The organism is Streptomyces toyocaensis (genome assembly GCF_000725125.1).
Classification (GTDB): domain Bacteria; phylum Actinomycetota; class Actinomycetes; order Streptomycetales; family Streptomycetaceae; genus Streptomyces; species Streptomyces toyocaensis.
On the sequence record NZ_JFCB01000045.1, the window covers coordinates 17099 to 44028 of the forward strand.

Genomic DNA, 26930 nt, shown 5'->3' on the forward strand with positions numbered 1-26930 from the left:
GACGGGGCCGCCGCCCGTGCTCCATGTGCTGGCTCCTGGTCGCGCATGGTCGTTCTCAGCGCTCTCAGAAGTTTTTCCATGTTCGACGGGGAGATCCGACACTGATGTACACCGACCTCGTGGCCGCGCTCGACATCGGCGGCACCAAGATCGCCGGCGCTCTGGTGGACCGCCGGGGAGGGATCCTTCTCCGCGCCCAGCGGCCGACGCCCGCGCGCGAGGACGGTGAGACCGTGATGCGTGCGGTCGAGGCGGTGATCGGCGAGCTCACCGTGTCCCCGCTCTGGCGGCGCGCCGGCGCCGTGGGCATCGGCAGCGCCGGCCCCGTGGACGCCTCCGCCGGCACGGTGAGCCCGGTGAACGTGCCGGGCTGGCGTGACTACCCGCTGGTCGCCCGGGTCCGGGACGCGGTCGGCGGGCTGCCGGTGGAGCTGATCGGCGACGGCGTCGCGATCACGGCCGCCGAACACTGGCAGGGTGCGGCCCGCGGACACGACAACGCGCTGTGCATGGTCGTCTCGACGGGGGTCGGCGGCGGCCTGGTGCTGGGGGGCCGGCTCCACCCGGGGCCCACCGGCAACGCCGGCCACATCGGCCACATCAGTGTGGAGCTCGACGGGGACCTGTGCCCCTGCGGCTCGCGGGGCTGCGTGGAGCGGATCGCGAGCGGGCCCAACATCGCCCGCCGCGCCCTGGAGAACGGCTGGCGGCCCGGCGTGGACGGGGACACCTCCGCCGCCGCGGTGGCGGCGGCGGCCCGCACCGGGGACTCCGTGGCCGTGGCCTCCTTCGAACGGGCGGCCAGGGCGCTGGCCGCCGGTATCGCGGCCACCGCGACCCTCGTGGAGATCGACATAGCGGTGATCGGCGGGGGCGTGGGCAAGGCGGGTGAGGTCCTCTTCGCCCCCCTGCGCCGGGCCCTCACCGACTACGCCACCCTGTCCTTCGTCCAGCGTCTCGCGGTGGCCCCGGCGCAGATGGGCACCGACGCGGGCCTGGTGGGCGCCGCCGCGGCGGCCCTGGCCGGCAGGACGGACCAGGCGGTCGCCGGGGTGTGAGGGCGCGGGACGGCCGGCGGGGAGCCGGGTCCGCGATCCTCCGGCACCCTTTCCGAAAAGGTGCGTGACCCCGGGGCGGTCTCCGTAGTTGAGCCGGATATGAAGAAGCGCAGCATGCTCGCCATCGCCTCCCTCGCCACCGGATTCGTCGTCGCGGCCGTCACCCCGTCGCACGCGCTGGGTGAGAGCGTCGGCGGGCTCGACGTCGACGACACCCTCAGCACCCTCGACCGGACCGTCGCCGAGGGCAACACCCTGGCCCTGGACGTCGACCGGGACGACGACTGACGCGTCCCACGACGGAGCCGCGCGGCGCCGGTGCACTCGACGGGAGGGGCACCGGCGCCGCTCTCATGCGGTCTCAACGGGAGCCGGTTTCCGTGGCAGGGTGGAGCGGGCAAGCCACAGGGGGCCAACAGAAGAGGGGGAACCGTGATCGTCTGGATCAACGGCGCGTTCGGCGCGGGGAAGACCACCACCGCGCGTGAACTGATCGAGCTGATCCCGAACAGCACGCTCCTCGACCCCGAGGTCATCGGCGGAGCACTGGAGAAGCTGCTCCCGCCCAAGCGCCTCGCCGAGGTCGGCGACTTCCAGGACGTCCCGATCTGGCGACGACTCGTGATCGACACGGCGGCCGCGATGCTCGCCGAGCTCGGCGGAACGCTCGTGGTCCCCATGACCCTGCTGCGCCAGGAGTACCGCGACGAGATCTTCGGCGGGCTCGCCGCCCGCCGGATTCCGGTCAGGCACGTCCTCCTCGCTCCGGCGGAAACGATCCTGCGCCAACGCATAGCCGCCCGTGAGGTCCCGGCGAGCCTTCCCGACGGGGAGATACGCGTCAGGCAGTGGGCGTACGATCACATCGAGCCGTACAAAGCGGCCCTCGCCGCCTGGCTCACCGCGGACGCCTACCCGGTCGACAGCACGGCCCTCACCCCGTACGACACCGCGCTGCGGATCGCGGAGGCGGTGGGCGGCGGGGCGGTTCCCCCCTGTGACATCGTGCAGACGCCCGAGCCCACCGCGGAGACGGTCGCCGCCGGGGTCCTGCTCTTCGACGAGCAGGACCGCGTGCTGCTCGTCGACCCGACCTACAAGGCGGGCTGGGAGTTCCCGGGCGGAGTCGTCGAACGCGGTGAGGCCCCCGCGCGTGCGGGGATGCGCGAGGTGGCCGAGGAGACGGGGATCCGCCTCGACGACGTACCGGCGCTCCTCGTCGTCGACTGGGAGCCGCCCGCGCCGCCCGGGTACGGCGGCCTGCGGCTGCTCTTCAACGGCGGGCGGCTCGACTCCGCGCAGGCAGGGGAGCTGCTCCTGCCCGGACCGGAACTGCGCGGCTGGCGCTTCGTCTCCGAGGCCGAGGCCGCCGAACTGCTGCCACCGGTCCGCTACGAACGGCTGCGCGGGGCGCTGCGGGCACGGGAACGCGGCAAGGCCGTCTACCTGGAGGCCGGAGTGCCGGTGGGGTGAATCCCGCGGCTCAGTCACGCGGAACCGGGTCCTCCTCGACGGCCTCCGCCGCGCCCGCGCGTACGGCCGCCGCGCGCAGCGACCGGGCCGCGCGCTCGGTCACCGGCTCGCCGTGCCCGAAGCAGGCCACCTCCGCGCCGAGAGCGGCCAGCCGGTGGCACGCGGCGAGGACCCGGCGACCGTCGAGGTTGAACACGCCCGGCATCACGGTGCCGTCCACGGGCGAGGCGGCCACCGTGTCACCGGTGAACAGCACGCCGTACCGGGGCAGATGCAGCGCGACACTGCCCCACGTGTGTCCCGGTACGTGCACGACGCACGCCCCGCCGCCCACGTCGAGGACGTCCCCGTCCGCCAACTCCGTGACGCGCGAGGGACGTGCGAAGCCCCCCGGGGGCAGCAGCCGCGCCGCCCGCTCGTGCAGCGGCCGCTCCCACTCCTCGAACACCGGTGGCGGACCCGGCACTTCACCACGCACGTGCGGCGCGTCCAGCCGGTGGGCCAGGACCTCGGCACCGGTCAGCGCCGCCACCTCGGCCGCCCCACCCGCGTGGTCCTCGTGGAAGTGGGTGAGCACGACCCGGCGTACGTCCCGGGGGTGCCGGCCGAGCGCGGTCACGGCCTCGGTGATCGCCGCCCCGGAGCCCGCAGGCCCGGCATCGATCAGCGTCAGCTCGTCCCCGTGCCCTGCCCGGCCGTCTCGCCAGAGGTAGGCCTGCCCGACCGGGAAGCGCAGGAGGTGGAGGCGGGGGAGGAGTTCGATGACGTCCATGGGCCTACCGTAGGGCCAAGTCCCCGTCCGGTCGGGGGGACTTGGCTCTCGGCAGAGCGGGGAACCGCCGCTGTCAGTTCGTGCCGGACGCGTAGCCGCGCAGGAACAGCGCCTCGGCGACCGACAGCCGCTCCAGTTCGTCCGGGGACACGCTCTCGTCCACCGCGTGGATCCGGGCCTCCGGCTCGCTCAGACCGATGAGCAGGATCTCCGCCTTCGGGTACAGGGCGGCGAGGGTGTTGCACAGCGGGATCGAGCCGCCCTGGCCGGCGTAGCTCATCTCCTGCCCCGGGTAGGCGGCCGCCATCGCGTCGGCCATGGCCCGGTAGGCCGGGCTGGTCGTGTCCGCGCGGAACGCCTGTCCCTGACCGACCTGCTCGGTGCTCACCCGCGCTCCCCACGGTGTGTGGGCCTCCAGGTGCGCACGCAGCAGTCCGGTCGCCTCGGCCGCGTCGACGCCCGGCGGCACGCGCAGGCTGATCAGCGCGCGGGCGCTCGCGTGCACGGACGGCGTGGCGCCGACCACCGGCGGGCAGTCGATGCCGAGCACGGTGACCGCGGGGCGCGCCCAGATGCGGTCGGCGACCGTGCCCGAACCGATCAGCTCCACCCCGTCGAGGACCTTCGCGTCCTTGCGGAACTGCTCGTCGTCGTAGTGCAGTCCGTCCCAGGCGCCGTCGCCGGCCAGCCCGTCGACGGTCGTGCTGCCGTCCTCGGCGCGGAGCGAGTCCAGTACGCGCACGAGCGCGGCCAGCGAGTCCGGAGCGGCTCCGCCGAACTGGCCGGAGTGGAGGTTCCCCTCGAGGGTGTCGATCTGCACCCGGACGAGCGTCATGCCGCGGAGCGTGGAGGTGACCGTCGGCAGACCGGCGCGGAAGTTGCCCGCGTCGCCGATCACGACGGCGTCGGCCGTCAGCAGGTCGGGGTGCTCCTCGGCGTACCGCTCCAGGCCGCCGGTGCCCTGCTCCTCGGAGCCCTCGACGATCACCTTCACGTGCACGGGGACGCCGCCGTCGGCCTTCAGCGCGCGCAGCGCCAGCAGGTGCATGATCACGCCGCCCTTGCAGTCGGCGGTCCCGCGTCCGTACCAGCGGCCGTCCCGCTCGGTCAGCTCGAAGGGCGGCGTGGTCCAGCCGGACTCGTCCAGCGGCGGCTGCACGTCGTAGTGCGCGTAGAGCAGTACCGTCCTGGCGCCCTCCGGGCCGGGGAGGTAGCCGTACACCGACTGCGTGCCGTCCGGGGTGTCCAGCAGGGCCACGTCCTGGAAGCCCTCGGCGGTCAGCGCGTCGGCGATCCAGCGGGCGGCGCCCTCGCTCTCGCCGCGCGGGAACTGGCCGAAGTCCGCCACCGACTTGAAGGCCACCAGCTCGGTGAGCTCCTCCTTCGCCCTGGGCATCAGCGAGGCGACGGTCGCGGCGACGGGATTCGACGACATGGGCACGCTCCTTGTGGGTGCGACGTTGTACTTCTGCGTACTTCTCCGTACGAGAAGATCGTGCGGTGTGCGTGAGGCCCCGTGTACGGGGCACTTACGCCGCCGATCCTCCCACAGTGGCCCCAGTCGATCGCCGCCGTAGGATGCGGGGGGACAGAGTGGCAGGCGGCTGGATCGGGAGCAGTAGACCATCGTGAGCAGCGAGAACTCTTCGGCGGACGACGTGCGGCAGGTGTGGGACGTCGTCGTGGTGGGCGCGGGACCCGCGGGGGCCTCGGCCGCCTACGCGGCGGCGGTCGCGGGGCGGCGCGTGCTGTTGCTGGAGAAGGCGGAGCTGCCGCGCTACAAAACGTGCGGCGGCGGCATCATCGGTCCCTCGCGCGACTCGCTCCCGCCGGGCTTCGAGCTGCCGCTGAAGGACCGGGTGCACGCGGTGACGTTCTCCAGCAACGGCCGCTTCAGCCGCACCCGTCGCTCCCGCCAGATGTTGTTCGGGCTGATCAACCGGCCCGAGTTCGACCAGCAGCTCGTGGAGCACGCGCAGAAGGCCGGCGCCGAACTGCGCACCGGAGTGGCGGTGCAACGGGTCGAGCAACACGGCTCGGCCGTACCGGACCGGCGCACGGTCGCCGTCGTCCTGCAGGGCGGCGAGACGGTCCTGGCACGGGCCGTGGTCGGCGCGGACGGCAGCGCGGGCCGCATAGGAGCGCACGTCGGGGTCAAGGTCGACCAGGTCGATCTGGGCCTGGAGGCGGAGATCCCGGTACCGGAGACGGTCGCGGAGGACTGGAAGGGACGGGTGCTCATCGACTGGGGCCCCATGCCCGGCAGTTACGGATGGGTCTTCCCCAAGGGCGACACGCTGACTGTCGGCGTGATCTCACGGCGCGGTGAAGGCGCCGCCACCAAGCGGTACTTGGAGGACTTCATCGGGCGGCTCGGCCTCGCCGGCTTCGAACCGAGCATCTCCTCCGGCCACTTGACCCGCTGCCGCGCCGACGACTCGCCGCTGTCGCGCGGCCGGGTGCTGGTCTGCGGGGACGCGGCCGGACTGCTGGAGCCGTGGACCCGTGAGGGCATCTCCTTCGCGCTGCGGTCGGGACGGCTCGCGGGGGAGTGGGCGGTGCGCGTCGCCGAGGCGCACGATGCCGTGGACGCGCGCCGCCAGGCGCTGAACTACGCCTTCGCCGTCAAGGCGGGCCTCGGCGTGGAGATGAGCGTCGGCAAGCGGATGCTGGCGGCCTTCGAGCGGCGGCCAGGGGTGTTCCACGCCGTTCTCACCGGCTTCCGCCCGGCCTGGAAGGCGTTCAAGGACATCACGCGGGGCTCCACGTCGCTCGGCGAACTGGTCCGCACCCACCCGATGGCCCACCGCGCCCTGCTCGCGCTGGACCGGCGACCCGCGGGGGACGACGTCAGCTCCTGACCGTGATCCGGAAGACCGGGTGGTCGGGGGCGATGCGGCGCAGTTCGTCGTCGGAGGAGGCGGGGCCGACCCCCTTGAAGAAGACCCCGACCTCCGCCTTCCACCGCCCGAGGTAGGCGCGCAGCAGCGGCGGCTTGTCGTCGTCGGCGACCTCGGTGGCGGTGAAGGCCTCGACGCTCCTGCCGAGGCGCAGCTCGCCGCCGCCGGCCGCGCGCATGTTGTGGGTCCACTGGACGTGGCCGCGCGGTGCCACGAGGTACCGCTCGCCGTCGACGATGAGGAGGTTGACCGGGGTCGTCCGCCACTGGCCGCTCCTGCGGCCGCGGACGGCGAGGACGCGGGAGCCCCAGACGCTCAGTCCGCGGCCGGTCAGCCAGGCGACGAGCCGGTTGAGGACGTTGACGGTGAACCAGCCGGGCTTCTGGACGTGCGTGGACATGGGGCCCCCGTAGGTGTGGATGTTCGGCGCTCGCATGGGTGAGCACCGGTTCACTGCGAGATCAACGCTCACATTTGTGAGCAGTGCTCTCGCTCGTGGTGCCAGTCTGCCCGAGGTGGGCGTTCTGAAGCAAGAGCAGTGCTCGCGTTTGTTGGCGCTGCTCGCAAACGTGTTCGTCGCTCGCGTTTGTGTGCGGTGCTCTGCTCCGTGGAACACTTCCTCCCATGAGCAGCACACACGGCGCCCGTGCCCGGGCCAGGATCGAAGTGACGGCGGCCATCAAGGAAGAGGCCCGCAGACAACTGGCGGAGGAAGGTGCCGTCAAGCTCTCCCTGCGGGCCGTCGCCCGCGAGCTCGGCATGGCCTCCTCCGCGCTCTACCGCTACTTCCCGAGCCGCGACGACCTGCTCACCGCCCTCATCATCGACGCCTACGAGTCCCTCGGCGAGGCGGCCGAAGCGGCCCGTGACGCGGCCGCCGGCGTCGGGCCCGTGCACCGCTGGACCGCCGTGTGCGAGGGCGTGCGCGCCTGGGCGCTCGGGCATCCGCACGAGTACGCGCTCATCTACGGCACGCCGGTGCCCGGCTACAGCGCGCCCGACACGACCGTCCCGGCCGCCGGACGCGCCGCCGCCGTCTTCATCGGCATCCTGCGTGACGCGGAGCGGGGCCTCGGCCTCGCCCAACCCCCGCTGCCGTCCGAGCTGAGGCCCGAGGCCGTGCGGATGGCCGCCGACATCGCCCCCGATCTGCCGCCCGAGGTGGTGGCGACCATGGTCGCCGCCTGGGCCCAGCTGTTCGGACTGATCGGGTTCGAGCTCTTCGGCCAGTTCAACCGGGTCGTGGAGGACCGCGACACGTTCTTCCGCCACGCGGCCGGGCAACTGGCGCACACGGTGGGTCTGGTCTTTCCGCAGCCGGGTCCCGCGACCCGCCCGGGCGCACCCGCCGTCCGGTCGTAGAGGGCCGGGCGGCCGGGCGTACTCCACGGGGAGTACGTCTGATCGCCACGCCCGGCTGACGCCGCCCGGGGCCCGCGGCGTCTAGCGTGGCGGACATGGACGAGCAGCGTGGACGCGCCGGCGGACCGCCGGGCCGGTGGCGCCGCGGACGGCCGCCCCGGTCGTGGTGGCACGGCCCGCCCGGGTGGAGCCGCTGGGCCGACGCACGCGACGACGCCCGCGGGGGCGACGAGGCCGGCGGGGACGACGTCGGGGGTGCCGGGAGCCCGCGCCCCCGGTGGCCCTGGCCGTCCACGGTGCTGCTCACGGCGTTCGTGCTGGTCGGTACCACCTTCGCGGCCCACGCCCAGGAGGGCGAGCGGGTCGCCCTCGACCCCTTCGGGTGGGTCCTGCTGGTCGTGGCGGGCGCGGGCCTGTTGTGGCGGACGCGCCATCCCGTCCTCGTGGTGTGCGGCACCGTGGCGGCCGTCCTGCTCTACGCGGCGGCCGGCTACCCCTACGGGCCGGTGTTCCTCACCGTCGTCGTGGCCTGCTTCGGCGCCGTCGTCTCGGGACACCGGCGAGCGGCCTGGCTCGCGATGGCGGCGCTCTGGACGGGACACGTGCTGATCGCCCACGTCCTGTACCGCCGGCTGCCGCCGTCCGGTGACGGGGCCGCCTCGTGGAACCAGGCGATCGTGATCGCCACCTGGCTGGTGGCGCTCGTGGCCGTCTCGGAGCTGGCCCGGATCCGCCGTGAGCAAGGGGCGCGGGAGCGGGCCGAGCGGGCTCAGGCGGCGCGGCGGCGAGCTGACGAGGAGCGGCTGCGGATCGCCCGGGAACTGCACGACGTGCTCGCGCACAGCATCTCCGTCATCAACGTGCAGGCGGGCGTCGGCCTCGCGCTGCTGGACAGCGACCCGGAGCAGGCGCGCACCGCGCTGACCACGATCAAGGGCAAGAGCAAGGAGGCGCTCGGGGAGGTGCGTCAGGTGCTCGACACGCTCCGTGCGCCCGGCGCCGCGCCGCCCCGCGCTCCCGCACCCGGTCTGGACCGTCTGCTGGAACTGGTCGAGCAGGCCGCGAGCGCGGGACTCACCGTCACGGTCCGGGGGGAGCCACCGCGGCTGCCGCCCGGCGCGGACCTGGCCGCGTTCCGGATCGTCCAGGAGGCCCTCACCAATGTCGTACGGCACTCGGCTTCACGGGAGGCGCGCGTGTACCTGGACCAGGACGAGGGGCGGCTGCGGCTGCGCGTCGACGACGACGGGCCCGCCACCGGGGCGGACGCGGGAGGCAGCGGGAACGGTCTCGCCGGGATGCGGGAGCGGGCCGCCGCGCTGGACGGCACCATCGAGGCGGGCCCGCGCCCCGGCGGCGGGTTCCGGGTGCTGGCCGTACTTCCGATCGAGCCGGAGGAGGACCGGTGATCCGCGTACTGCTCGCCGACGACCAGGCACTGGTCCGGGCGGGTTTCCGCGCGCTGCTGGACGCGCAGCCGGACATCGAGGTGACGGGGGAGGCGTCCGACGGCGAGGAGGCCGTGCGCCTGATCCGCGAACTGCGGCCCGAGGTGGTGCTGATGGACATCCGCATGCCCGCGCTCGACGGCCTCGCCGCCACCCGCCGCGTGACGCGCGACGCGGAACTGGGGGACGTGAAGGTGGTCATGCTCACCACCTTCGAGCTGGACGAGTACGTCTTCGAGGCGATCCGCTCGGGAGCCTCGGGTTTCCTGGTCAAGGACACGGAGCCGGAGGAACTGCTGCGCGCGGTGCGGGCGGTGGTCGGCGGTGACGCGCTGCTGTCGCCCGGGGTGACCCGGCGGCTGATCGCCGAGTTCGCGGCCCGTTCCAAGGAACCCGCCGCCGCCCATGCCCTGGCCGGGCTCACCGAGCGGGAGCGGGAGGTCATGGCACTGGTCGGGATCGGCCTGTCCAACGAGGAGATCGCCCGCCGCCTGGTCGTCAGCCCGCTCACCGCAAAGACCCATGTCAGCCGCGCCATGGTGAAACTGGGTGCCCGCGACCGGGCCCAACTGGTCGTCCTGGCCTATGAGTCGGGGCTGGTGCGGCCGGGCTGGCTCGGCTGAACCCGTCGGAAGCGGACCAGTACGGCGACCGTGCGGACGACGAACAGGTCCGCGGCGAGCACCCGTCCGCCGCGGACCGAGGCCGCCTCGACGACGTCCGGCAGTTCGAAGAGCAGCGCCGGCCCCGCGACGGCGCCCAGGACCACGGCCGCCGCGAAGAACGCGCTGCACAGCGCGTATCCGGTCTCGACGGTGACCGCGTCTCGCTCGGCCTGGGTCCGGTGTCCCCCGCGTCCCGTCACACCCGCCCCCCGCGTTCACTCGATGCCACTGCCTCCTGGAGTCACACAGGCGTGCGCCCGGCGGGCAAGCAACCCGCCGGGCGCACGGACGGGCCACGGGCCGTCCTCGCCCGGGTCCGCGGACCTACGGCAGCGGGGTCCCGCCCGTCGCGTTGACGATCTCCGCGGTGATGTACGACGCCTCCTGGGAGGCGAGGAAGACGTACGCCGGGGCCATCTCGGACGGCTGGGCCGGCCGTCCGATGGGCGCCTGTTTGCCGAACTCCGTGGTGTCCGGCAGCGTCGCCGGGATCAGCGGCGTCCACACGGGGCCCGGTGCGACGGCGTTGACCCGGATCCCCCGGTCGATGACCATCTGCGCCAGCCCCTGGGTGAACGTGACGATGGCACCCTTCGTGGTCGCGTAGTCCAGCAGGTGCGGACTGGGCTTGTACGCCTGCACGGAAGCCGAGTTGATGATGCTGCCGCCCTCCCGCATGTGCGGCAGGGCCATCTTGCACAGCCAGAACATGCCGTACAGATTGGTCCGCAGCACGCGGTCGAACTGCTCGGTGGAGATCGCCTCGATCCCGTCGGGCTGCGACATCTGGTACGCCGCGTTGTTCACCAGGATGTCGATCCGGCCGAACTCCGACACCGCGCGGTCGATCAGCGCCCGGCAGTTCTCCTCCTCGCGTACGTCGCAGGCGACGGGCACGGCGCGCCGGCCGGCCTCCTCCACCCACCGCGCCGTCTCGGCGGCGTCGTCCTTCTCGCTCTCCAGGTAGGTGAAGACCACGTCGGCGCCCTCCCGGGCGAACGCGAGGGCTACCGCCCGGCCGATTCCCGAGTCCCCACCGGTGATCACGGCCGTGCGGTCCGTCAGCCGGCCACTGCCCCGGTAGGAGTCCTCGCCGTGGTCCGGCGGCGGGTCCATGGGGCCGGTCCAGCCGGGATGCGGCTGGTCCTGGGAGGGGAAGTCGGGGGTCGGATGCTGATCGACGGGGTTGCGCTGTTCGGTCACGATCTCTCCCTTGTCCGTGGTGGGGGGCGGTCACGCGGTCGGCGCCGCCGGCGGCGATGACCGGCGGGCGCCGACGCCCGGGTACCCCGGCACCGCACGTCCGATCCGGTTCACCGCGCGGCCACCCGGACGGCCGGGGCCCTCACGGCATCAGCCGTGCGTGTGGCGGGTCGCGAAGCCGATGACGGTGGCCACCGCGGCCAGCACCGCCACGCTGGTCAGTGCTGCCGGGAGGCTGAACCAGTCCGCCATGAAGCCGATCGCGGGCGGGCCGAGGAGCATGCCGCCGTAGCCCAGCGTGGAAGCGGTCGCCACACCGCTGGGGCCCGCGAGGGCGCCCGCCCGTTCGACGGCCACCGGGAAGAGGTTGGCGAGACCGAGGCCGGTGACGGCGTAGCCGAGCAGGGCCGCCCACAGGGACGGGGCGAGCGCCCCGAGCAGCATCCCGGCCGCCGCGGTGGAGCCGCCCGCGAGGACGGTACGCGTCCGGCCCAGCCGTTCGAGGAGCGTCGTACCGCTGAGCCGCCCGATCGTCATGGCGAGAGCGAAGAGGGAGTAACCCACCGCGGCCGCGCCGGGCGAGGCGTCGAGGTCCTCCTCGAGATGGAGCGCCCCCCAGTCGGCCAGTGCCCCTTCGCCGTAAGCGGTGCACAGCGCGATGAGCCCGAAGACGATCACAAGAGCGCGGGTGCGCCGGTCCGTCCGGCGCGGGGCCGACCGCTCGGGCCGTCCGCCGTCCGCCGGGGTGAGCGGCTCGCACCGCATCAGGGCCCGTCCCGCGACCGCGGTCACCAGCAGCCCGGCGACGGCGAGTCCCCACAGGTGCCGGGCCGGCGACAGCGAACCGGCGACCAGCGCGCCCAGCCCGGCCCCGATCATGCCGCCGAGGCTGAACGCGGCGTGGAAGCTGGGCATGACGGGCCGCCCCAGCGCGGCCACCAGATCGACGGCGGCGCTGTTGAAGGCGACGTTGATCCCCCCGTAGGCCGCGCCGAACAGCAGGAGCACGGCGCCGAGCGCGGCGGCGGAGTGGGTCAGTGGAGGCAGGCCCACGCTGAGACAGAGGACCACCGCGCAGACCACGGTGACGAGGTGGTTGCCGTACCGGCGGCAGAGCCGGCCGGTGAGCGTCATGGTGACGACGGCCCCGGCGGAGACGCCGAGCAGGGCGAGGCCCAGGGTGCTCGGGGAGGCACCGGTCTGCTCCTTGATGGCCGGGATGCGTACGACCCAGCCGGCGAAGACGAAGCCGTCGAGGGCGAAGAAGGCGGTCAGGGCGAGACGGAGGCGGACGAGGTCGGTACCCGGCACAGCGCTGTGCGTACGGGTTTTGTTTATTAGCGGCACAAAAGGCAGGCTAGGTGGCGATCGGACCGGGGGCAAGGGAGTCGCGGGGTGGGCGGGGGCGGCGGGCGCACGGTCCGGTGCCGCCGCGAGGGTGGAGGGATTAACCCGTGTGAACGTCCCGGATGGTGGGACCGGGTGGCATGACTGAGCGTGGATCATGCCGGAGATCGGGACGTCCGTGCTGACGAGAAGTCAGCTGCCCGGCCTCCAGCGGAAGGACTCTCAAATGCGCTCTGCCCGCATGGTGCTCGCCACTGCGACGGCCACGGCGGCCCTCGCCATCGCCGCGCCGGTGGCCTACGCCGACCACGCCGGGGACGGTAACGACGCCTCTTCCTACAGCAAGGAGCAGGACAAGGAGAGCAAGAGCGACAAGGAAGACAAGTACGGCAAGCCGCACGGCGGGATGCACACCGGCGGTGGCGCCCTGGCCGCCGTGGGCGAGAAGGACTGGGAGAAGGAGGGCAAGGAGGACAAGAAGGAGGAGGAGTACGGCAAGCCGCACGGCGGGATGCACACCGGCGGTGGTGCCCTGGCCGCCGTGGGCGAGAAGGACTGGGAGAAGGAGGGCAAGGAGGACAAGAAGGAGGAGGAGTACGGCAAGCCGCACGGTGGGATGCACACCGGCGGTGGTGCCCTGGCCGCCGTGGGCGAGAAGGACTGGGAGAAGGAGGGCAAGGAGGACAAGAAGGAGGAGGAGTACGGCAAGCCGCACGGTGGGATGCACACCGGCGGTGGCGCCCTGGCCGCCGTGAACGAGGAGGACTGGGGGACCGCCAAGGACCCGAAGTACGACCCCGAGACCTACAAGGACAAGGGCGAGTCGCACAGCGAGGACTCCTACGGCGGCAAGCAGGACAAGGAGTGGAAGCACGAGAAGCCGCGCGGCGGCATGCACACCGGCGGCGGCGGGCTCGCCGAGCCCGGTGTCACCGCGGGCGGTCTGGCCGCACTCGCGGTCCTCGGCACCGGTGCCTACGCGCTGCGCCGCAAGAAGGCCACCGGGAACGTGGCCTGAGCCATGCCCGGCGTCATAGCGGCCGGGGCCGTCGCACGCGCCGCGCGCGTCATGACGGCCCCGCTCGCTCTTCCGTGTGCCTTGCCCCCTGCCGTGCCCGAATGAGGTGGTTCCCCCGATGCCGGCCAGTCCTCCCACCCCCCTCGAACCCGATCCGGCGTCGCCGGCGAGGCGCAGACTGCGCGCCATAATGACGGCGGTCTTCTGGAGCGGGGCCGGCCTGGTGCTGGCCGCGACGCTGATGGGCGGCGGCGAGGATCCCCCCGACGACGCACACGCCCCCCGCACGTCCCCCGCCGTCTCCGCGGCGCCGTCCGGCTCCACCGACCCGGCCGCGGGTGAGCCCGCTCCCCGCGCGTCGGCCGACAGGTATCTGCCGCGGTCCGAGCCGACCCGGCTGCTCATCCCCGGCATCGGCGTCGACGCGCCGTTCACCGACCTCGCCATCGGCGCCAAGGGGCAGCTCGAGCCGCCTCCGGCCCACGACACCAACCTGGTCGGCTGGTACGCCAAGGGTGCCTCTCCGGGAGAACGCGGTACGGCCATCATCGCCGGCCACGTGGACACGAAGACGTCTCCGGCCGTGTTCGCGCGGCTCAGCGAACTGGAGAAGGGGGACCGCTTCCGGGTGCTGCGCGCCGACGGCAGCAAGGCCACGTTCGTGGTGGACGAGACGGAGTCCTTCGACAAGGACGACTTCCCCGACGAGCGTGTGTACGCCGACGCGCCGGACGCGCAGGTCCGGCTCATCACCTGCGCCGGCGACTACGACCGCGCCGCAAAGGACTACACGGAGAACCTGGTGGTCTTCGCCCACCTCGTCTGAGCCCGCGGGAGTGGCTGCCCGGAAGGGGGGGCCTTCCGGGCAGCGGCCCCTCAGGCCGCGGAACAGTCCGCGCCGTTGAGGCCGAACGCCGTGGGGCTGGAGGGCGCGCCGGACCGCGTGCCGGTGAAGCCGAGCGTCGCCGCGCCGGACGCGGGGATCGACGCCGTGCAGGAGGCGGAGGTGACCGTGTCCTCGGCACCGCTCCGGGCCGGGGTTCCGCCCCACATGGGGGTGATCCGCCGGCCGGAGGGGGAACGCCCGGCGCAGCGTCCATCCGTCGACCGCCGGACCGCCGGTGTTGCGCACGGTCGGCTGGAGGGCGCTGAGGAGTCGGGCGCGCCGGCCACTGCGGGCGAACACCCCCGCCCCTCGGTCAGGAGGTGGCCGGAAACACGAACCGCACGTCGGTGAGGTGTTCCGACAGTTCCCACAGGCGGCGGCCGGTCCGGGGATCGGCCGCCGCGGTGGACAACTGCACCTGCGTCGGACCGCCGCGCAGCTCGGCGAAGCCGTCGGGTCCGATGAACTCGCCGCCCGCCACGTCCGGCGCGGTGGCCGCGTACAACTGGGGCAGTGCGCCCTGCTCCGGGGGCTGGGCGAGCGGGGCGAGGATGCGGCCGAACAGCACCTTCACCAGGCCGACCGGTGCGCTTGTCTGGAGGTTGGTGGACGTGTAGCCGGGGTGGGCGAGCACGCTGCGCACCGAGCTGCCGGCAGCGGTCAGCCTCCGGTGGAGTTCCCGTCCGAAGACGGCGTTGGCGAACTTCGACTGGTTGTAGAACCCCATGGGCGAGTAGGCACGCTCGCCGGAAAGGTCGTCGAAGTGGAGGTGCCCCAGCCGGTGGTTGGCCGAACTCACCGTGACCACGCGGGGGTCGTTGCCGTCGGTCAGCAGGTCGAGCAACAGACCCGTGAGCGCGAAGTGGCCGAGGTGGTTGCAGGCGAGCTGCAACTCGTGGCCCTGCGCGCTCAGTGAGCGGGGCGGCGCCATCACACCGGCGTTGTTGACCAGCACGTCCAGCCGCGGATGGTCGGCGCGCAGCCGATCGGCGAACGCGTGGACCGAATCGAGGTCGGCCAGGTCGAGACGGCGCACCTCGAGGTCGGCGCCGGGCTGCTCAGCGGTGATCTCTGCGGCGGCCCGGTGGCCCTTCGCCTCGTCCCGGACCGCGAGGATCACGTGCCCGCCCTTGCGGGCGAGTGCCCGGGTGGTCGCCAGGCCGAGGCCGCTGTTGGCCCCGGTGACGACACACACCCGCTCGGCCTGGTCCGGGATCTGATCGGCGGTCCAGCGCAGCTTCTTCGTCATGCGGCACACACTGCCGCGCATGGCACTTGGTGTCAACAAGTCACCGAGCGCCATGGATGGCATGGCGGTATGATCAGCTGGTGAGTTCCCGTCCTGAAGTGACCATGGCCCAGCGCAAACGCCGGCTCGTCTCCGACGAGCTGAGTGAAGCGGCGCTGCAGCTACTGGCATCGAAGGGGTTCGACGCGGTCACCATCGACGAGATCGCGACCACCGCCGGCGTGTCCAAGCGCACGTTCTTCCGGTACTTCGCTTCCAAGGAGGACGTGGTCGTCCAGTTCCTGGCCGACATGGGCGTCGGCGTGCGCGCCGAGCTGGCGGCTCGCCCCCTCGGGGAACAGCCTTCCGTGGCACTGCGGCACGCTGTCCGGGTCCCCATGGCCGCCTGTGCCGGCCATTCCGACAAGGCACTGCGCGTGGTTCAGTTGATTCTGCGCACCCCCGCCCTGCGCGCACGCTTCCTGGAGCGCCAGGACCAGTGGCGCGACGACCTGGCAGCAGAAGTGGCGCAGCGACTGGGGCTCGACCCCGGGACCGATCTGTACCCGCGGCTGGCCGCCGGGATGGCGCTCACCGCCTTCGACACCGTGCTGCAGCGGTGGAGCGACAGCGATGGTGCCGAGGACCCCGCCGACCTGACCGACCGGGCCTTCGCCACCATCGCTCCGGCGTTGGACGCCGTTGAGTGAGCCGCTCGCAGCCGTCGGGAGAGGGTGCCGGTGACGGCTCGCGTCGGCCGCTCGGGCGGCGGCGGCCCGGCGTGCGCGCTCTCCCCCGGCACCTCAGGATTCCGACGGTGCACGGGTGGGAGTGACGGCACCCCGCCGGTGCCGGGCTGCGCCACCCCCGGCCGGCACCCACGCGGGGGACCGCCTCCGCGCCGAGGGGCGTGAACACGCCCTGAACCCGGCGCCGATGACGAAGGAAGCGTCGGCCCCGAGGGGCCGTGGGGCGGCTCAGCGCCGGCGGAGCCCGCGCGCGTACGACGCGGGAAGACGGGCCGACGCCACGGCCAACGCCGTCGCGGCACTGGCGATGCCGAGCACCGCCCCGGCGGCCACGTCGCCCGGGTAGTGCACACCCGTATGGATACGCGAGTAGCCCACCGCTCCCGCCAACGCCCCCAAGGGCACCGACGCCGCGGGCAGCACCGTTCCCACCGCCGTGGCGAACGCGACCGCCGACGCGGTGTGCCCGGAAGGGAACGACGCCGACGTGGGCATCGGCACGTGGCGGTCCACGGTCACTCGCGCCGCCTCCCGGTCCGGCCGGTCCCTGCGCACCAGGCGCTTGCCCAGCAGGTTGGCCGAAGCCGACGCCACGGCGATCGCTCCCACCCCGGCGAGCGCCGCCCGGCGCGGCCGTGAGCCGGCCAGGGTGAGCGCTCCCGCGATGGTGAACGAGATCTTGGAGTGGTCGGCCGCGTGGGAGAGACGGCGCAGTGCCCGGTCGAGGGTCGGCGTCGGGGTGGCGGCGACCGCGGCGTACAGGGCGCCGTCCACGGCCCTGAGGTCGCCGAGTACCGCGGAGGCGACCCTGCGCAGTCCGTCGGCGGGCGGTACGGGCCTGGTGAGCGGACGGGTGACGTCCTGGTCGGTGGTGGGCGGCTCGCTCATCTGTCTCTCCCGCGGTGGCGTCCTTCGGTGGCGTACCCGCACCATGGGGCGGGAATCACCCAGTGCCCACGGTACGCATGATCCATCCGGGGAGCCCGCCCGCCCCGGCGGTTCAGGCGGCCCGGAACGTGCGCAGGCGCAGCGAGTTGCCGACCACGAAGACCGACGAGAACGCCATGGCCGCCCCCGCGATCATCGGGTTCAGCAGGCCGGCAGCCGCGAGCGGCAGTGCGGCGACGTTGTAGGCGAACGCCCAGAACAGGTTGGACCGGATGGTGCCGAGGGTGCGGCGGGCGAGGCGGATGGCGTCCGCCGCGGCCCGCAGGTCCCCCCGGACCAGCGTCAGGTCGCCGGCCTCGATGGCCGCGTCCGTTCCGGTGCCCATGGCCAGACCGAGGTCCGCCTGCGCGAGCGCGGCCGCGTCGTTGACCCCGTCGCCGACCATCGCGACCGAACGGCCCTCGGACTGGAGCCGCTTGACGACGTCCACCTTGTCCTGCGGCAGCACCTCGGCGATGACGTCCTCCGGTGCGATACCGACCTCCCGGGCGACCGAGCGGGCCACCGCCTCGTTGTCGCCGGTCAGCAGGACCGGCCGCAGACCGAGCGCGCGCAGCCGGCGGACGGCCTCGGGGCTGGTCTCCTTCACGGCGTCGGCGATCTCCAGTACCGCGCGCGCCTCACCGTCCCAGGCGACCAGGACGGCGGTGTGTCCCGCCTCTTCCACCGTGTCCCTGGCCCGGGCCAGGTCCCCGGGGAGGACCAGGGACCACTCCCGCAGGAGCCCGTCGCGGCCGGCGAGGACCGCGTGGCCGTCGACGACGCCCTGGACACCGAGCCCGGGGACGTTCGCGAAGTCCTCCGGTGTGGGCAGCGGCCCGCCCAGCCTCTCCCGCGCGCCGTCGGTGACCGCCCGCGCGATGGGGTGCTCGGAGGAGTGTTCCAACGCGCCCGCGAGCCGGAGTACGTCCTTCTCGTCGGTGCCGTCCGCGGTGTGTACGGACAGCAGGGTCATCCGGCCGGTGGTCACGGTGCCGGTCTTGTCGAGGACCACGGTGTCGACGCGGCGGGTGGACTCCAGGACTTCGGGGCCCTTGATGAGGATGCCGAGCTGGGCGCCGCGCCCGGTGCCGACCATCAGGGCGGTGGGGGTGGCCAGGCCGAGGGCGCACGGGCAGGCGATGATCAGGACGGCCACGGCGGCGGTGAACGCGGCCGTCAGTCCGGCGCCGTTGCCGAGCCAGAAGCCCAGGGTGCCCAGGGCCAGGGCGATGACGACGGGCACGAAGACGGCGGAGATCCGGTCCGCGAGCCGCTGCGCGGCGGCCTTTCCGTTCTGCGCGTCCTCCACCAGCTTGGCCATCCGGGCCAGTTGGGTGTCCGCGCCGACCCGTGTGGCCGTCACGACGAGACGCCCGCCGACGTTGAGGGTGGCTCCGGTGACCGGGTCCCCTGCGGCGACCTCCACCGGCACCGACTCGCCGGTGAGCATCGAGGCGTCCACCGCGGAGGAGCCCTCGGCGACGGTTCCGTCGGTCGCGATCTTCTCGCCGGGGCGCACCAGGAAGCGGTCGCCGACCCTCAGTTCGGCGACGGGAACCGTCTTCTCGGGTCCGTCGGCGGGCAGCACGGTGACGTCCTTCGCGCCCAGCTCCAGCAGGGCCCGGAGCGCCGCTCCGGCCTTCCGCTTGGCGCGTGCCTCGAAGTAGCGGCCGGCGAGGATGAAGGCGGTCACCCCGGCGGCGGCCTCCAGGTAGATGTTCCCGGCGCCGTCGCCGCGGGCGATGGTCAGTTCGAAGGGGTGGGTCATACCGGGCGTGCCGGCCGTGCCGAGGAAGAGGGCCCACAGGGACCACAGGAACGCGGCCGAGGTGCCCACCGAGATGAGCGTGTCCATGGTGGCGGCACCGTGCCGCGCGTTGGTGAACGCCGCCCGGTGGAAGGGCCACGCCGCGTACGTCACGACGGGCGCCGCCAGGGTGAGGGACAGCCACTGCCAGTACTCGAACTGCAGCGCCGGGACCATCGCCATCGCCACGACGGGCACCGCCAGGGCCACCGCCGTGATCAACCGCTGTCTGAGGGGCCGGAGCAGGTCGGGTTCGTCGTCCTCCCGGGCCGGCTCGTCCGGCGGGGTCGGCTCCTGGGCCGTGTAGCCGGTGGCCTCGACGGTGGTGATCAGATCACGGACGGTCACGTCTCCGCCGTAGCTGACCCGCGCCTTCTCGGTGGCGTAGTTGACGGTGGCGGTGACCCCTTCCATCCGGTTGAGCTTCTTCTCGATGCGGGCGGCGCAGGAGGCGCAGGTCATCCCGCCGATCGCGAGTTCCACCTCGGCATCGGTACCTGCCGTACGGACGGTCATGCTGCACTCCTGGGGCTGATACGGGGCGGGGGTACCCGCCGTGGATCTCCATGTATACCCCCCATGGGTATCTGAGGCAAGGGGTGAAACGGCTTGACTTGGTACCCCCTAGGGGTATGGTGAGCAGTATCGATCGGCTCGGCGTGAGCCGCGGACCCTGTTTGTCGAGGAGAGACGGTCATGAACACCGGACTGAAGATCACGGCGTTCGCCGCCGCCCTGGCCGCCACCTTCGGCACGGCCTACGGCGTCGGCGAGGTACTCGACCCGGTCGTCGCGGACCGTGCCCCGGCACATGACGAGCAGCACGAACCCTCCGCACCGGCGGCGACGGGGGGCGGCGGACACGAGACCGCTCCGGCCGGCGGGCTGCAGATCGCCGAGGGCGGTTACACCCTCGACCTGGAGACTCCGCGCGTCACCGCCGGGGACCGTGCCGACCTGCGCTTCACCGTCCGGGACGACCAGGGGCGCGCCGTGACCGAGTACCGCCGCGAGCACGACAAGGAACTCCACCTCATCGTCGCCTCACGCGATCTGCTCACCTACCGCCATCTCCACCCCGCCCGCGCGGCCGACGGCACCTGGAGCACCCCCGTCGACCTGCCCCGGGCCGGCGGATACCGGGTTTTCGCCGACTTCACGCCGGCGGAGCGGGGCGCGGAGAACCTCACCCTGGGCGCGGACCTCGCCGCCTCCGGTTCCTACCGGCCGCAGGAACTGCCCCCGGCCCGTGCCACGGCACGCGTCGACGGCTACGAGGTCGAGCTGACCGGCTCGCTGCGGCCCGGCCGGTCGAGTGATCTGCGGCTCAGCGTCTCGCGTGACGGCAAACCCGTCACCGACCTCCAGCCCTACCTCGGCGCCTACGGCCACCTCGTCGCCCTGCGCTCCGGAGACCTCGCCTACCTGCACGTCCACCCCCACGGCGAACCCGGCGACGGCACGACCGAGCCCGGCCCGGAGGTCTCCTTCGCGGCGACCGCCCCCACCGGCGGCAGCTACCGGCTGTTCCTCGACTTCAAGCACGACGGCGTCGTCCGCACCGCGGCCTTCACCGTGCACACCGGAGAGGCCGGGGCACCCCCGAGCGGCACCCCGGAACACTCCGACGGCCACGGACACTGAGCCTCAGCCCAGTGCGCGGTCCAGATTGAACGCGGCGCTGATCAGGGAGAGGTGGGTGAACGCCTGCGGGAAGTTGCCCTGCTGCTCCCCGGTGTGGCTGATCTCCTCGGCGTACAGGCCGAGGTGGTTGCCGTACGTCAGCATCTTCTCGAAGGCAAGGGCCGCCTCGTCGAGCCGTCCGGCCCTGGTCAGCGCCTCGACGTACCAGAAGGAGCACATGGAGAACGTTCCCTCGTCGCCGCGCAGTCCGTCGGGACTCACCCGCGGGTCGTAGCGGTAGACCAAGGAGTCCGACACCAGGTCCTCGGTGAGCGAGTCGAGCGTCGACAGCCACTTGGGGTCGGTCGGCGCGATGAACTTCGCCAGCGGCATCATCAGCACCGCCGCGTCCAGCACGTCGCCGTCCTCGTGCTGCACGAACGCCCGGCGTGACGCGGACCAGCCACGCTCCATGATCCACCGGTAGATGGTGTCCCTGCTCGCCCGCCAGCGGGGGAGGTCGGCGGGCAGTCCGCGCTGACGGGCCATCCTGATGGCCCGCTCGATCGCCACCCAGCACATCAGGCGCGAGTACAGGAAGTTCTTGCGGCCGCCACGCGTCTCCCAGACGCCCTCGTCGGGCTGGTCCCAGTGCGCGCACACCCAGTCCGTCAGCGCCGTCACGTGGTCCCACTGCTCGCTGGAGACGGGCTCGGCCCACTTGTTGTACAGATAGATCGAGTCGATCAGCGCCCCGTAGATGTCGAGCTGCAGCTGACCGGCCGCGGCGTTGCCGATCCGCACCGGTGCCGAGCCCTGATGGCCCTCGAGGTGACCGAGTTCGACCTCGGGAAGGTCGGTGCGGCCGTCGATGCCGTACATGATCTGCAAGGGGCCGGACGGGGTGCCGTCACCAGGGCTGACGTGCCGGGACACGAACCCCATGAACGCCGCGGCCTCCTCGGAGAACCCCAGGCGCAGCAGCGCGTACACGCAGAACGCGGCGTCGCGCACCCACACGTAGCGGTAGTCCCAGTTGCGTTCCCCGCCGATCTCCTCGGGAAGGCTGGTCGTCGGTGCCGCCACGATCGCGCCGGTCGGCTCGTAGGTGAGCAGCTTCAGTGTGAGCGCGGAGCGGTGCACCATCTCCCGCCAGCGGCCCCGGTAGCGGGAGGAGGACAGCCAGCGCCTCCAGTACGCCACCGTCGCGGCGAACTGCCGTTCCGCCTCCCCGCACTCGCACCGGCTGGGAGCCACGTCTCCGCCGACCCGGTCCAGGGCGAACACCGCCGTGTCGCCCTCCTTCAGCTTGAAGTCGGCCCGTACGTCCGCCTCGTCCGCCTCCAGGGGGACGGTCGCGGTGAGGGCGAGGGAGAGGTCGGGGGAATCGAAGACCGCGATGTCCCCGGTCAGCCGCACGGTGTGCGGCTGGGAGCCGTAGCCGAACCGCGGGGCCACCCGCGTCCGGAAGGGCACGGAACCGCGGACGCACAGCACCCGCCGGATCAGCCGGTGCCGCCGCTCCTCGACCGGATCGTCGACGACGGGCATGAAGTCCTGCACCTCGCCGACACCCTCCTCGGTGAAGAAGCGGGTGATCAGGACATTGGTGTCCGGGAAGTAGAACTGCTTGGTGCTGGCCGGCAGGGCCGCCGCCAGCTCGAAGCTGCCGCCCCGCTCGGCGTCCAGGACGGCGGCGAACACGCTCGGCGCGTCGAAGGCCGTGCAGCAGTACCAGTCGATCGTGCCGTCGGTCCCCACCAGTGCCACACTGCGCAGATCGCCGATCAGCCCGTGATCGGCGATCGGCACGTACCGCGGTGTCCCGGAGGCGTCCCGGTTCTTGGCCCTTCCGTCCATCGCAGCCTCCCTGGCGGCGCACGTCGTCCCGTATGCACCGCTCTGTCCAGCCTAGGCCCGTCCGGCGGATCGAGCGGGACGAACGGGGTGCGGGAGGCGGGCGGAGGCGGGCTCACACCACGGTCACCCGCAGCCCGGCCTCCTCGAAGCGGCGCACGGCCTCCGGGTCCGCCGCGGAGTCCGTGACCAGGGCGTCCACCGCCTCCGCCGCACAGATCCGGGCGAACGCCCGCCGGCCCAGCTTGCTGGAGTCGGCGGCCACGACCACCCGCTCGGCCCGCTCGCACAGCAGCCGGTTGACCGCGGCCTCCGCCTCGTCGTGGGCCGCGGCCCCGTGCGCGGCGTCGAAGGCGACGACACCGAGCACCGCCATGTCCAGGGTGATCTGTCCCAGCACACCGTCCGCGAGCGGCCCGACCAGCTCGTACGACTGGGCCCGCGCCACCCCTCCGGTCAGCACGATCTTGAACTGTGGCCGCACGGCCAGCTCGCCCGCGATGTTCAGCGCGTTCGTCACCACGGTCAGCGAGGGTGACCCGGACGCGAGATCACCGCGCACGGCCAACGCCCGCGCCACCTCCGTGGTCGTCGTCCCCCCGGTCAGCCCCACCGCCTCGCCCGGAGCGACGAGATCGGCCACCGCCTTCGCGATGCGCTGCTTCTCGGACGCGTGCCGTGCCGTCTTGTAGCGCAGCGGCAGCTCGTAGGACACCCCGTGCACCACTGCGCCGCCCCGGGTGCGCACCAGCATCTGCTGCTCGGCGAGCCGGTCGAAGTCGCGCCTGATCGTCGCGGCCGACACCGCCAGCTCGCCGGCCGCCTCGTCGACGTCCAGCCGTCCGCGCTCGACGAGCAGCTCCAGCAGCGTCTTCCAGCGGGCGTCCCGTGACATCCGCCCCTCCCGTTCCGGCCGTTCTCCGCGTCTGCGGCGACCCTAACCCACCCGGCTGAGCGCAGCATGCTTGATTCTGCTCGAAAGGTCGCTCTATCTTGCAGGAAAAATCATCTAGCTTCAGGGGTGCGGCAATGACGCATGTCGAGGACGAACTCACCAGCCAGCCGGAGTGCTGGCAGCGCGCCGCCGAACAGGCCCCGGCGCATGCCCCGGTGCTCCCGGCTCCCGGCGAGCGGGTCGCGGTGACCGGCTGCGGCACGTCGTACTTCATGGCGCAGGCCGTCGCCGCCCTGCGTGAGGGCGCGGGGCAGGGCGAGACCGACGCGTTCGCCGCCTCCGAGTTCCCGCACCACCGCGCCTACGACCGGGTCGTCGCCCTCACCCGCTCCGGCACCACCACCGAGGTCCTCCACCTGCTCGACCGGTTGAAGGGGCGCACGCCCACCACCGCGCTCACCGCCGACCCGGCCGGCCCGGTGGTGTCGCTCGCCGACGAGACCGTCGTGCTCGGCCACGCGGACGAACGCTCCGTCGTGCAGACCCGGTTCGCCACCACGGCCCTCACCCTGCTCCGTGCCCACCTGGGCCTGCACACCGGCCGGGTCGTCGAGGACGCGCGCACGGCCCTCGCCGCCCCTCTGCCCGAAGGGCTCATGGACTGCACGCAGTTCACCTTCCTCGGCCGCGGCTGGACCGTCGGTCTGGCCAACGAGGCCGGGCTGAAGATGCGCGAGGCCGCACTCGCCTGGACGGAGGCCTACCCGGCGATGGAGTACCGGCACGGCCCCATCAGCGTCACCACCTCCGGCACCGCCACCTGGATGCTCGGCGACGCCCCCAAGGGACTGGCCGGACAGGTGAGGGACACCGGAGGGCTGTGGATCGAGGGCACCCTCGACCCGCTCGCCGAACTCGTCCGCGTCCAGCGGCTGGCCGTCGCCGTCGCCGCGGCCCGCGGCCTGGACCCCGACCGGCCCCGCCACCTCACCCGCTCGGTCGTCCTCGCGCCCTGAACCGCCGGAAAGGACGACCCGTGCCCCTCACCACCACCGGCGAACTCGTCGGCCGTGCCACCGCGCGGCGCTCGGCGGTCGCCTCGTTCAACATCATCACCCTCGAACACATCGAGGCCGTCGTCACCGGCGCCGAGTCCGTGAACGCCGCCGTCGTCCTCCAGGTCAGCGAGAACGCCGTCACGTACCGCCACGGCCGGCTCCTCCCGCTCGCCCGCGCCGCCGTCACCGCCGCCGAGCAGGCCGCCGTGCCCGTCGCGCTGCACCTCGACCACGTCCGCAGCGACACCCTGCTGCGCCAGGCCGCCGACGCCGGCTTCGGCTCCGTGATGTACGACGCCGCCCGGCTGCCCTACGCCGAAAACCTCGCCGCGACGCGGGCGGCAGTGGACTGGGCCCACGCCCAAGGGCTGTGGGTGGAGGCCGAGTTGGGCGAGATCGGCGGCAAGGCCGGCCGGCCCGCCCTGGACGCCCACGCCCCCGGCGCCCGCACCGACCCCGACCAGGCCCGCGCCTTCGTCGCCGACTCCGGTGTGGACGCCCTGGCCGTCGCCATCGGCACCACACACGCCATGACCACCCGCACCGCCACCCTCGACCACGGCCTCCTCGAACGGCTGGCCGCCACCCTCGACGTCCCCCTCGTCCTGCACGGCTCCTCGGGCCTGCCCGACGGCGAACTCGCCGCTGCGGTCAGGGGCGGCATCGCCAAGGTCAACGTCGGAACCGCCCTGAACCTCGCCATGACGGGCGCGATCAGGGCGTACCTCACCGCCCACCCCGAGGCGGCCGACTCCCGCGGCTACCTCACGGCCGGCCGGGAGGCGATGTCCCGCACGGTGGCGACGATCATCGGGACCCTGACCAGCGCCGCACGCGCGCCCCGGGTGAACGCCCCGTGACCCGGTGGGACGGTCCCGGGCGAACCCGTCCGCCGCCCCTGATGACGGGACTCAGCGCTTCACGGCCCTCAGCACCACGAACTTCGGGTCGCTCGCCACCACTTCGCTGTTTCCGAACAGGCGCCGCAGCTTCACGTGGTACCCCAGGTGCCGGTTGCCGACCACCCACAGCTCGCCGCCCGGGCGCAGGGCACGCCGGGCGCCGGTGAACATGCGCCGGGAGGTGGCGTCGGTCGTCGCCTGGTGGGAGTGGAAGGGCGGGTTGTTGAGGACGAGGTCGACGCTGCCGTCCGGTACCCCCGACAGGCCGTCGCCGACCCGGAACTCGGCGTGCCCGGACACGTCGTTCGCCCGGTACGTGGCCTCCGCCGACGCCACCGCCTGGAAGGACTCGTCCACGAACAGCACCTCGGCCCGCGGATCGGCCAGCGCCATCGCCGTACCGACGACGCCGTTCCCGCAGCCCAGGTCCACCACCCGGCCGCCCTCGCGGGCGGCGGGCAGGTGCCGGAGGAAGAAGCGGGTACCGATGTCGAGGCGGTCGGCGCAGAAGACCCCGGCGTGGTTGACGACCGTCCGGCCCGAGACCGGGCCGATGCCGACGGGCAGCGTGTAGCGGTACGGCCACGGGTTCGCGGGGCGGACCCGCGCCGGATCAGGTTCGCAGAAGATCAGCCGCGCCTTCTTCTCCGCGAGCGAGGTCCTGGTCGGGCCGAGGATCCGCTCGAACAGGTTCAGCGTCGAGGTGTGGATCTCCTTCACCATGCCCGTGCCGACGACCACCGTGCCCCCGTGCACCGCCGGAGCCAGCCGCAGCAGCTGGTCCTCCAGCAGCGCGAGGCTCTTCGGCACGCGGACGAGCAGGACGTCGATCCGGGCGGGCGGGGGGTCCTGCGTGGTGAGCAGCCGGACCGCGCCGGGCTCCACGCCGTTGCGCGCCAGGTTCAGCCGCGTCGCCTCCTGCCCGAGCCAGGAGTCGGTGACCTGCGTGGGCCGGTGCGCGGCGAGCGCCGTCACCAGCGCCCCCCAGCGGTCGCCGACGGCCACTACCGTGCCGGACAGCGGAACCCGCCGGTCGGCGAGATGCCTGAGGAGATACTCGTCGGAGGCGTCCCAGGCGCGCAGCCTGTCCCGCGGATCCTCGGGGAACCGGGCCAGCACCGGCTCGCCCCACGGAGTCGTCATACGGTCGTTCATCGTCCGACCAGGCTAGCCGAGCCGCAGCTCAGCACGTATGGGGGAGGATGGGAGGCATGGACACCGAGCTGTTCCCGAGGGAGCGGAGCGAGATCGCGCCGGGCGCGGTGCACCTGCCGGACTGGCTGGACGCGCGGGAGCAGCGCGAACTGCTCGACCACTGCCGCGCGTGGTCCCGCCCGCCCGCCGGACTGCGTACCGTGCGCACGCCCGGAGGCGGCACCATGACCGCCCGGCAGGTGTGCCTCGGATGGCACTGGTATCCGTACGGTTACGCGCGCACCGTCGTGGACGGCGACGGTGCGCCGGTGAAACCCTTCCCCCGGCGGCTCGGCGAACTGGGCCGCCGCGCGCTGACCGACGCGTTCGGCGCGCACGCCGCACGGGAGGCCGCGTACGACATCGCGCTGGTCAACTTCTACGACGCCGACGCCCGCATGGGGATGCACCGGGACAGCGACGAGACGTCACACGCGCCCGTGGTGTCGCTGAGCCTCGGCGACAGCTGCGTCTTCCGCTTCGGCAACACCGTGTCCCGGACCCGCCCGTACACGGACGTGGAGCTGCGCAGCGGCGACCTGTTCGTCTTCGGCG

27 protein-coding genes are annotated in these 26930 nt (G+C 73.0%); 14 read left to right on the plus strand and 13 right to left on the minus strand.

The annotated features are described in order from the left end of the window. Nucleotides 1-104 precede the first annotated feature (104 nt). From BU52_RS30245 to BU52_RS30255, 3 genes are all read left to right on the plus strand, one after another. Nucleotides 105-1058, plus strand: a complete 954-nt coding sequence (locus tag BU52_RS30245; protein WP_037940526.1) for an ROK family protein — start codon at nt 105-107, stop codon at nt 1056-1058. Nucleotides 1059-1157: 99 nt separating this feature from the next. After that, nucleotides 1158-1346, plus strand: coding sequence for a hypothetical protein (locus BU52_RS30250; RefSeq protein ID WP_037940527.1), 189 nt, complete (start codon nt 1158-1160; stop codon nt 1344-1346). A 144-nt stretch (nt 1347-1490) separates the two neighbouring features. Beyond that, on the plus strand, nt 1491-2531 hold the full coding sequence (locus BU52_RS30255; RefSeq protein WP_037940528.1) for an NUDIX hydrolase: 1041 nt from the start codon (nt 1491-1493) through the stop codon (nt 2529-2531). Nucleotides 2532-2541: 10 nt separating this feature from the next. Here BU52_RS30255 and BU52_RS30260 read toward each other — a convergent pair whose 3' ends face one another. After that, entirely contained in the window at nt 2542-3303 is a 762-nt protein-coding gene (locus BU52_RS30260; RefSeq protein ID WP_051858721.1) for an MBL fold metallo-hydrolase, read from the minus strand. 73 nt (nt 3304-3376) lie between these two features. Continuing rightward, nucleotides 3377-4738: a dipeptidase gene (locus BU52_RS30265; RefSeq protein WP_037940531.1), complete on the minus strand. Its 1362-nt coding sequence runs from the start codon at nt 4736-4738 to the stop codon at nt 3377-3379. A gap of 193 nt (nt 4739-4931) precedes the next feature. Here BU52_RS30265 and BU52_RS30270 point away from each other — a divergent pair, with 193 nt between their 5' ends. Then, a complete protein-coding gene (locus tag BU52_RS30270; RefSeq protein WP_037940532.1) occupies nt 4932-6164 on the plus strand; it encodes a geranylgeranyl reductase family protein in 1233 nt (410 codons plus the stop codon). Here BU52_RS30270 and BU52_RS30275 read toward each other — a convergent pair. Beyond that, entirely contained in the window at nt 6154-6603 is a 450-nt protein-coding gene (locus tag BU52_RS30275) for a nitroreductase family deazaflavin-dependent oxidoreductase (protein WP_037940576.1), read from the minus strand. The two genes, BU52_RS30270 and BU52_RS30275, sit on opposite strands and share 11 nt — an antisense overlap. A gap of 224 nt (nt 6604-6827) precedes the next feature. Between BU52_RS30275 and BU52_RS30280 the strand changes: the two genes are divergently transcribed. From BU52_RS30280 to BU52_RS30290, 3 genes are all read left to right on the plus strand, one after another. Continuing rightward, nucleotides 6828-7565: a TetR/AcrR family transcriptional regulator gene (locus tag BU52_RS30280; RefSeq protein ID WP_037940534.1), complete on the plus strand. Its 738-nt coding sequence runs from the start codon at nt 6828-6830 to the stop codon at nt 7563-7565. A gap of 95 nt (nt 7566-7660) precedes the next feature. Continuing rightward, nucleotides 7661-8974, plus strand: coding sequence for a sensor histidine kinase (locus BU52_RS30285; protein WP_107061309.1), 1314 nt, complete (start codon nt 7661-7663; stop codon nt 8972-8974). Then, nucleotides 8971-9636: a response regulator gene (locus BU52_RS30290; protein WP_037940540.1), complete on the plus strand. Its 666-nt coding sequence runs from the start codon at nt 8971-8973 to the stop codon at nt 9634-9636. The genes BU52_RS30285 and BU52_RS30290 overlap by 4 nt, the downstream gene beginning before the upstream one ends. Here the strand turns inward: BU52_RS30290 and BU52_RS30295 are convergent. The 3 genes from BU52_RS30295 to BU52_RS30305 form a co-directional block, all read right to left on the minus strand. Then, nucleotides 9597-9878, minus strand: coding sequence for a DUF6332 family protein (locus BU52_RS30295; protein WP_037940542.1), 282 nt, complete (start codon nt 9876-9878; stop codon nt 9597-9599). The two genes, BU52_RS30290 and BU52_RS30295, sit on opposite strands and share 40 nt — an antisense overlap. Before the next feature lie 124 nt (nt 9879-10002). Beyond that, nucleotides 10003-10881, minus strand: a complete 879-nt coding sequence (locus BU52_RS30300; protein WP_037940545.1) for an SDR family oxidoreductase — start codon at nt 10879-10881, stop codon at nt 10003-10005. 150 nt (nt 10882-11031) lie between these two features. Beyond that, nucleotides 11032-12192, minus strand: a complete 1161-nt coding sequence (locus BU52_RS30305) for an MFS transporter (protein WP_037940547.1) — start codon at nt 12190-12192, stop codon at nt 11032-11034. 262 nt (nt 12193-12454) lie between these two features. On the opposite strand from BU52_RS30305, the gene BU52_RS33085 reads away from it, so the two are divergent. After that, entirely contained in the window at nt 12455-13246 is a 792-nt protein-coding gene (locus BU52_RS33085) for a hypothetical protein (protein WP_037940548.1), read from the plus strand. Between the two features lie 190 nt (nt 13247-13436). Next, the gene (locus BU52_RS30315; RefSeq protein ID WP_037940552.1) at nt 13437-14072 is read left to right on the plus strand and encodes a class F sortase; all 636 of its coding nucleotides are present in this window, start codon (nt 13437-13439) and stop codon (nt 14070-14072) included. 50 nt (nt 14073-14122) lie between these two features. On the opposite strand, the gene BU52_RS36660 is transcribed toward BU52_RS30315, so the two are convergent. Together BU52_RS36660 and BU52_RS30320 are read right to left on the minus strand one after the other, a co-directional pair. Continuing rightward, nucleotides 14123-14299 carry a cellulose binding domain-containing protein gene (locus BU52_RS36660; protein WP_235216462.1) on the minus strand — a complete coding sequence of 59 codons (177 nt, stop codon included), beginning with the start codon at nt 14297-14299 and terminating at the stop codon, nt 14123-14125. Between the two features lie 146 nt (nt 14300-14445). Continuing rightward, nucleotides 14446-15381, minus strand: a complete 936-nt coding sequence (locus tag BU52_RS30320; protein WP_037940553.1) for an oxidoreductase — start codon at nt 15379-15381, stop codon at nt 14446-14448. Between the two features lie 56 nt (nt 15382-15437). Between BU52_RS30320 and BU52_RS30325 the strand changes: the two genes are divergently transcribed. After that, a complete protein-coding gene (locus BU52_RS30325; RefSeq protein WP_078903528.1) occupies nt 15438-16070 on the plus strand; it encodes an acyl-CoA-like ligand-binding transcription factor in 633 nt (210 codons plus the stop codon). Nucleotides 16071-16337: 267 nt separating this feature from the next. Here BU52_RS30325 and BU52_RS30330 read toward each other — a convergent pair whose 3' ends face one another. Further along, a complete protein-coding gene (locus BU52_RS30330; RefSeq protein ID WP_037940558.1) occupies nt 16338-16997 on the minus strand; it encodes a phosphatase PAP2 family protein in 660 nt (219 codons plus the stop codon). A 112-nt stretch (nt 16998-17109) separates the two neighbouring features. Further along, nucleotides 17110-19362, minus strand: coding sequence for a heavy metal translocating P-type ATPase (locus BU52_RS30335; RefSeq protein ID WP_037940559.1), 2253 nt, complete (start codon nt 19360-19362; stop codon nt 17110-17112). A gap of 180 nt (nt 19363-19542) precedes the next feature. Between BU52_RS30335 and BU52_RS30340 the strand changes: the two genes are divergently transcribed. Further along, entirely contained in the window at nt 19543-20490 is a 948-nt protein-coding gene (locus tag BU52_RS30340; RefSeq protein ID WP_037940560.1) for a hypothetical protein, read from the plus strand. 3 nt (nt 20491-20493) lie between these two features. Here BU52_RS30340 and BU52_RS30345 read toward each other — a convergent pair whose 3' ends face one another. Both BU52_RS30345 and BU52_RS30350 read right to left on the minus strand, forming a co-directional pair. Continuing rightward, nucleotides 20494-22329, minus strand: a complete 1836-nt coding sequence (locus tag BU52_RS30345; protein ID WP_051858722.1) for a glycoside hydrolase family 15 protein — start codon at nt 22327-22329, stop codon at nt 20494-20496. A gap of 112 nt (nt 22330-22441) precedes the next feature. Further along, nucleotides 22442-23221, minus strand: coding sequence for a DeoR/GlpR family DNA-binding transcription regulator (locus BU52_RS30350; protein ID WP_037940561.1), 780 nt, complete (start codon nt 23219-23221; stop codon nt 22442-22444). A gap of 134 nt (nt 23222-23355) precedes the next feature. Between BU52_RS30350 and BU52_RS30355 the strand changes: the two genes are divergently transcribed. Then, nucleotides 23356-24237, plus strand: coding sequence for an SIS domain-containing protein (locus BU52_RS30355; protein WP_037940564.1), 882 nt, complete (start codon nt 23356-23358; stop codon nt 24235-24237). Between the two features lie 20 nt (nt 24238-24257). Continuing rightward, nucleotides 24258-25139 carry a class II fructose-bisphosphate aldolase gene (locus BU52_RS30360; protein ID WP_037940566.1) on the plus strand — a complete coding sequence of 294 codons (882 nt, stop codon included), beginning with the start codon at nt 24258-24260 and terminating at the stop codon, nt 25137-25139. Nucleotides 25140-25190: 51 nt separating this feature from the next. Here BU52_RS30360 and BU52_RS30365 read toward each other — a convergent pair whose 3' ends face one another. Next, nucleotides 25191-26324 (minus strand): methyltransferase, encoded by a 1134-nt coding sequence (locus tag BU52_RS30365; protein ID WP_037940568.1) that lies wholly within the window; start codon nt 26322-26324, stop codon nt 25191-25193. A 68-nt stretch (nt 26325-26392) separates the two neighbouring features. On the opposite strand from BU52_RS30365, the gene BU52_RS30370 reads away from it, so the two are divergent. Further along, nucleotides 26393-26930: alpha-ketoglutarate-dependent dioxygenase AlkB (locus tag BU52_RS30370; protein WP_037940570.1), on the plus strand; the 538-nt coding region annotated here is incomplete at its 3' end.

Excerpts from the sequence above, each read along its gene's own strand:
- BU52_RS30245 (WP_037940526.1), top strand. The coding sequence starts at position 105 with ATGTACACCGACCTCGTGGCCGCGCTCGACATCGGCGGCACCAAGATC.
- BU52_RS30250 (WP_037940527.1), top strand. The coding sequence starts at position 1,158 with ATGAAGAAGCGCAGCATGCTCGCCATCGCCTCCCTCGCCACCGGATTC.
- BU52_RS30260 (WP_051858721.1), bottom strand. The coding sequence starts at position 3,303 with ATGGACGTCATCGAACTCCTCCCCCGCCTCCACCTCCTGCGCTTCCCG.
- BU52_RS30265 (WP_037940531.1), bottom strand. The coding sequence starts at position 4,738 with ATGTCGTCGAATCCCGTCGCCGCGACCGTCGCCTCGCTGATGCCCAGG.
- BU52_RS30275 (WP_037940576.1), bottom strand. The coding sequence starts at position 6,603 with ATGTCCACGCACGTCCAGAAGCCCGGCTGGTTCACCGTCAACGTCCTC.
- BU52_RS30280 (WP_037940534.1), top strand. The coding sequence starts at position 6,828 with ATGAGCAGCACACACGGCGCCCGTGCCCGGGCCAGGATCGAAGTGACG.
- BU52_RS30285 (WP_107061309.1), top strand. The coding sequence starts at position 7,661 with ATGGACGAGCAGCGTGGACGCGCCGGCGGACCGCCGGGCCGGTGGCGC.
- BU52_RS33085 (WP_037940548.1), top strand. The coding sequence starts at position 12,455 with ATGCGCTCTGCCCGCATGGTGCTCGCCACTGCGACGGCCACGGCGGCC.
- BU52_RS30315 (WP_037940552.1), top strand. The coding sequence starts at position 13,437 with ATGACGGCGGTCTTCTGGAGCGGGGCCGGCCTGGTGCTGGCCGCGACG.
- BU52_RS36660 (WP_235216462.1), bottom strand. The coding sequence starts at position 14,299 with ATGTGGGGCGGAACCCCGGCCCGGAGCGGTGCCGAGGACACGGTCACC.
- BU52_RS30320 (WP_037940553.1), bottom strand. The coding sequence starts at position 15,381 with ATGACGAAGAAGCTGCGCTGGACCGCCGATCAGATCCCGGACCAGGCC.
- BU52_RS30325 (WP_078903528.1), top strand. The coding sequence starts at position 15,438 with ATGGCATGGCGGTATGATCAGCTGGTGAGTTCCCGTCCTGAAGTGACC.
- BU52_RS30330 (WP_037940558.1), bottom strand. The coding sequence starts at position 16,997 with ATGAGCGAGCCGCCCACCACCGACCAGGACGTCACCCGTCCGCTCACC.
- BU52_RS30335 (WP_037940559.1), bottom strand. The coding sequence starts at position 19,362 with ATGACCGTCCGTACGGCAGGTACCGATGCCGAGGTGGAACTCGCGATC.
- BU52_RS30340 (WP_037940560.1), top strand. The coding sequence starts at position 19,543 with ATGAACACCGGACTGAAGATCACGGCGTTCGCCGCCGCCCTGGCCGCC.
- BU52_RS30345 (WP_051858722.1), bottom strand. The coding sequence starts at position 22,329 with ATGGACGGAAGGGCCAAGAACCGGGACGCCTCCGGGACACCGCGGTAC.
- BU52_RS30350 (WP_037940561.1), bottom strand. The coding sequence starts at position 23,221 with ATGTCACGGGACGCCCGCTGGAAGACGCTGCTGGAGCTGCTCGTCGAG.
- BU52_RS30355 (WP_037940564.1), top strand. The coding sequence starts at position 23,356 with ATGACGCATGTCGAGGACGAACTCACCAGCCAGCCGGAGTGCTGGCAG.
- BU52_RS30365 (WP_037940568.1), bottom strand. The coding sequence starts at position 26,324 with ATGACGACTCCGTGGGGCGAGCCGGTGCTGGCCCGGTTCCCCGAGGAT.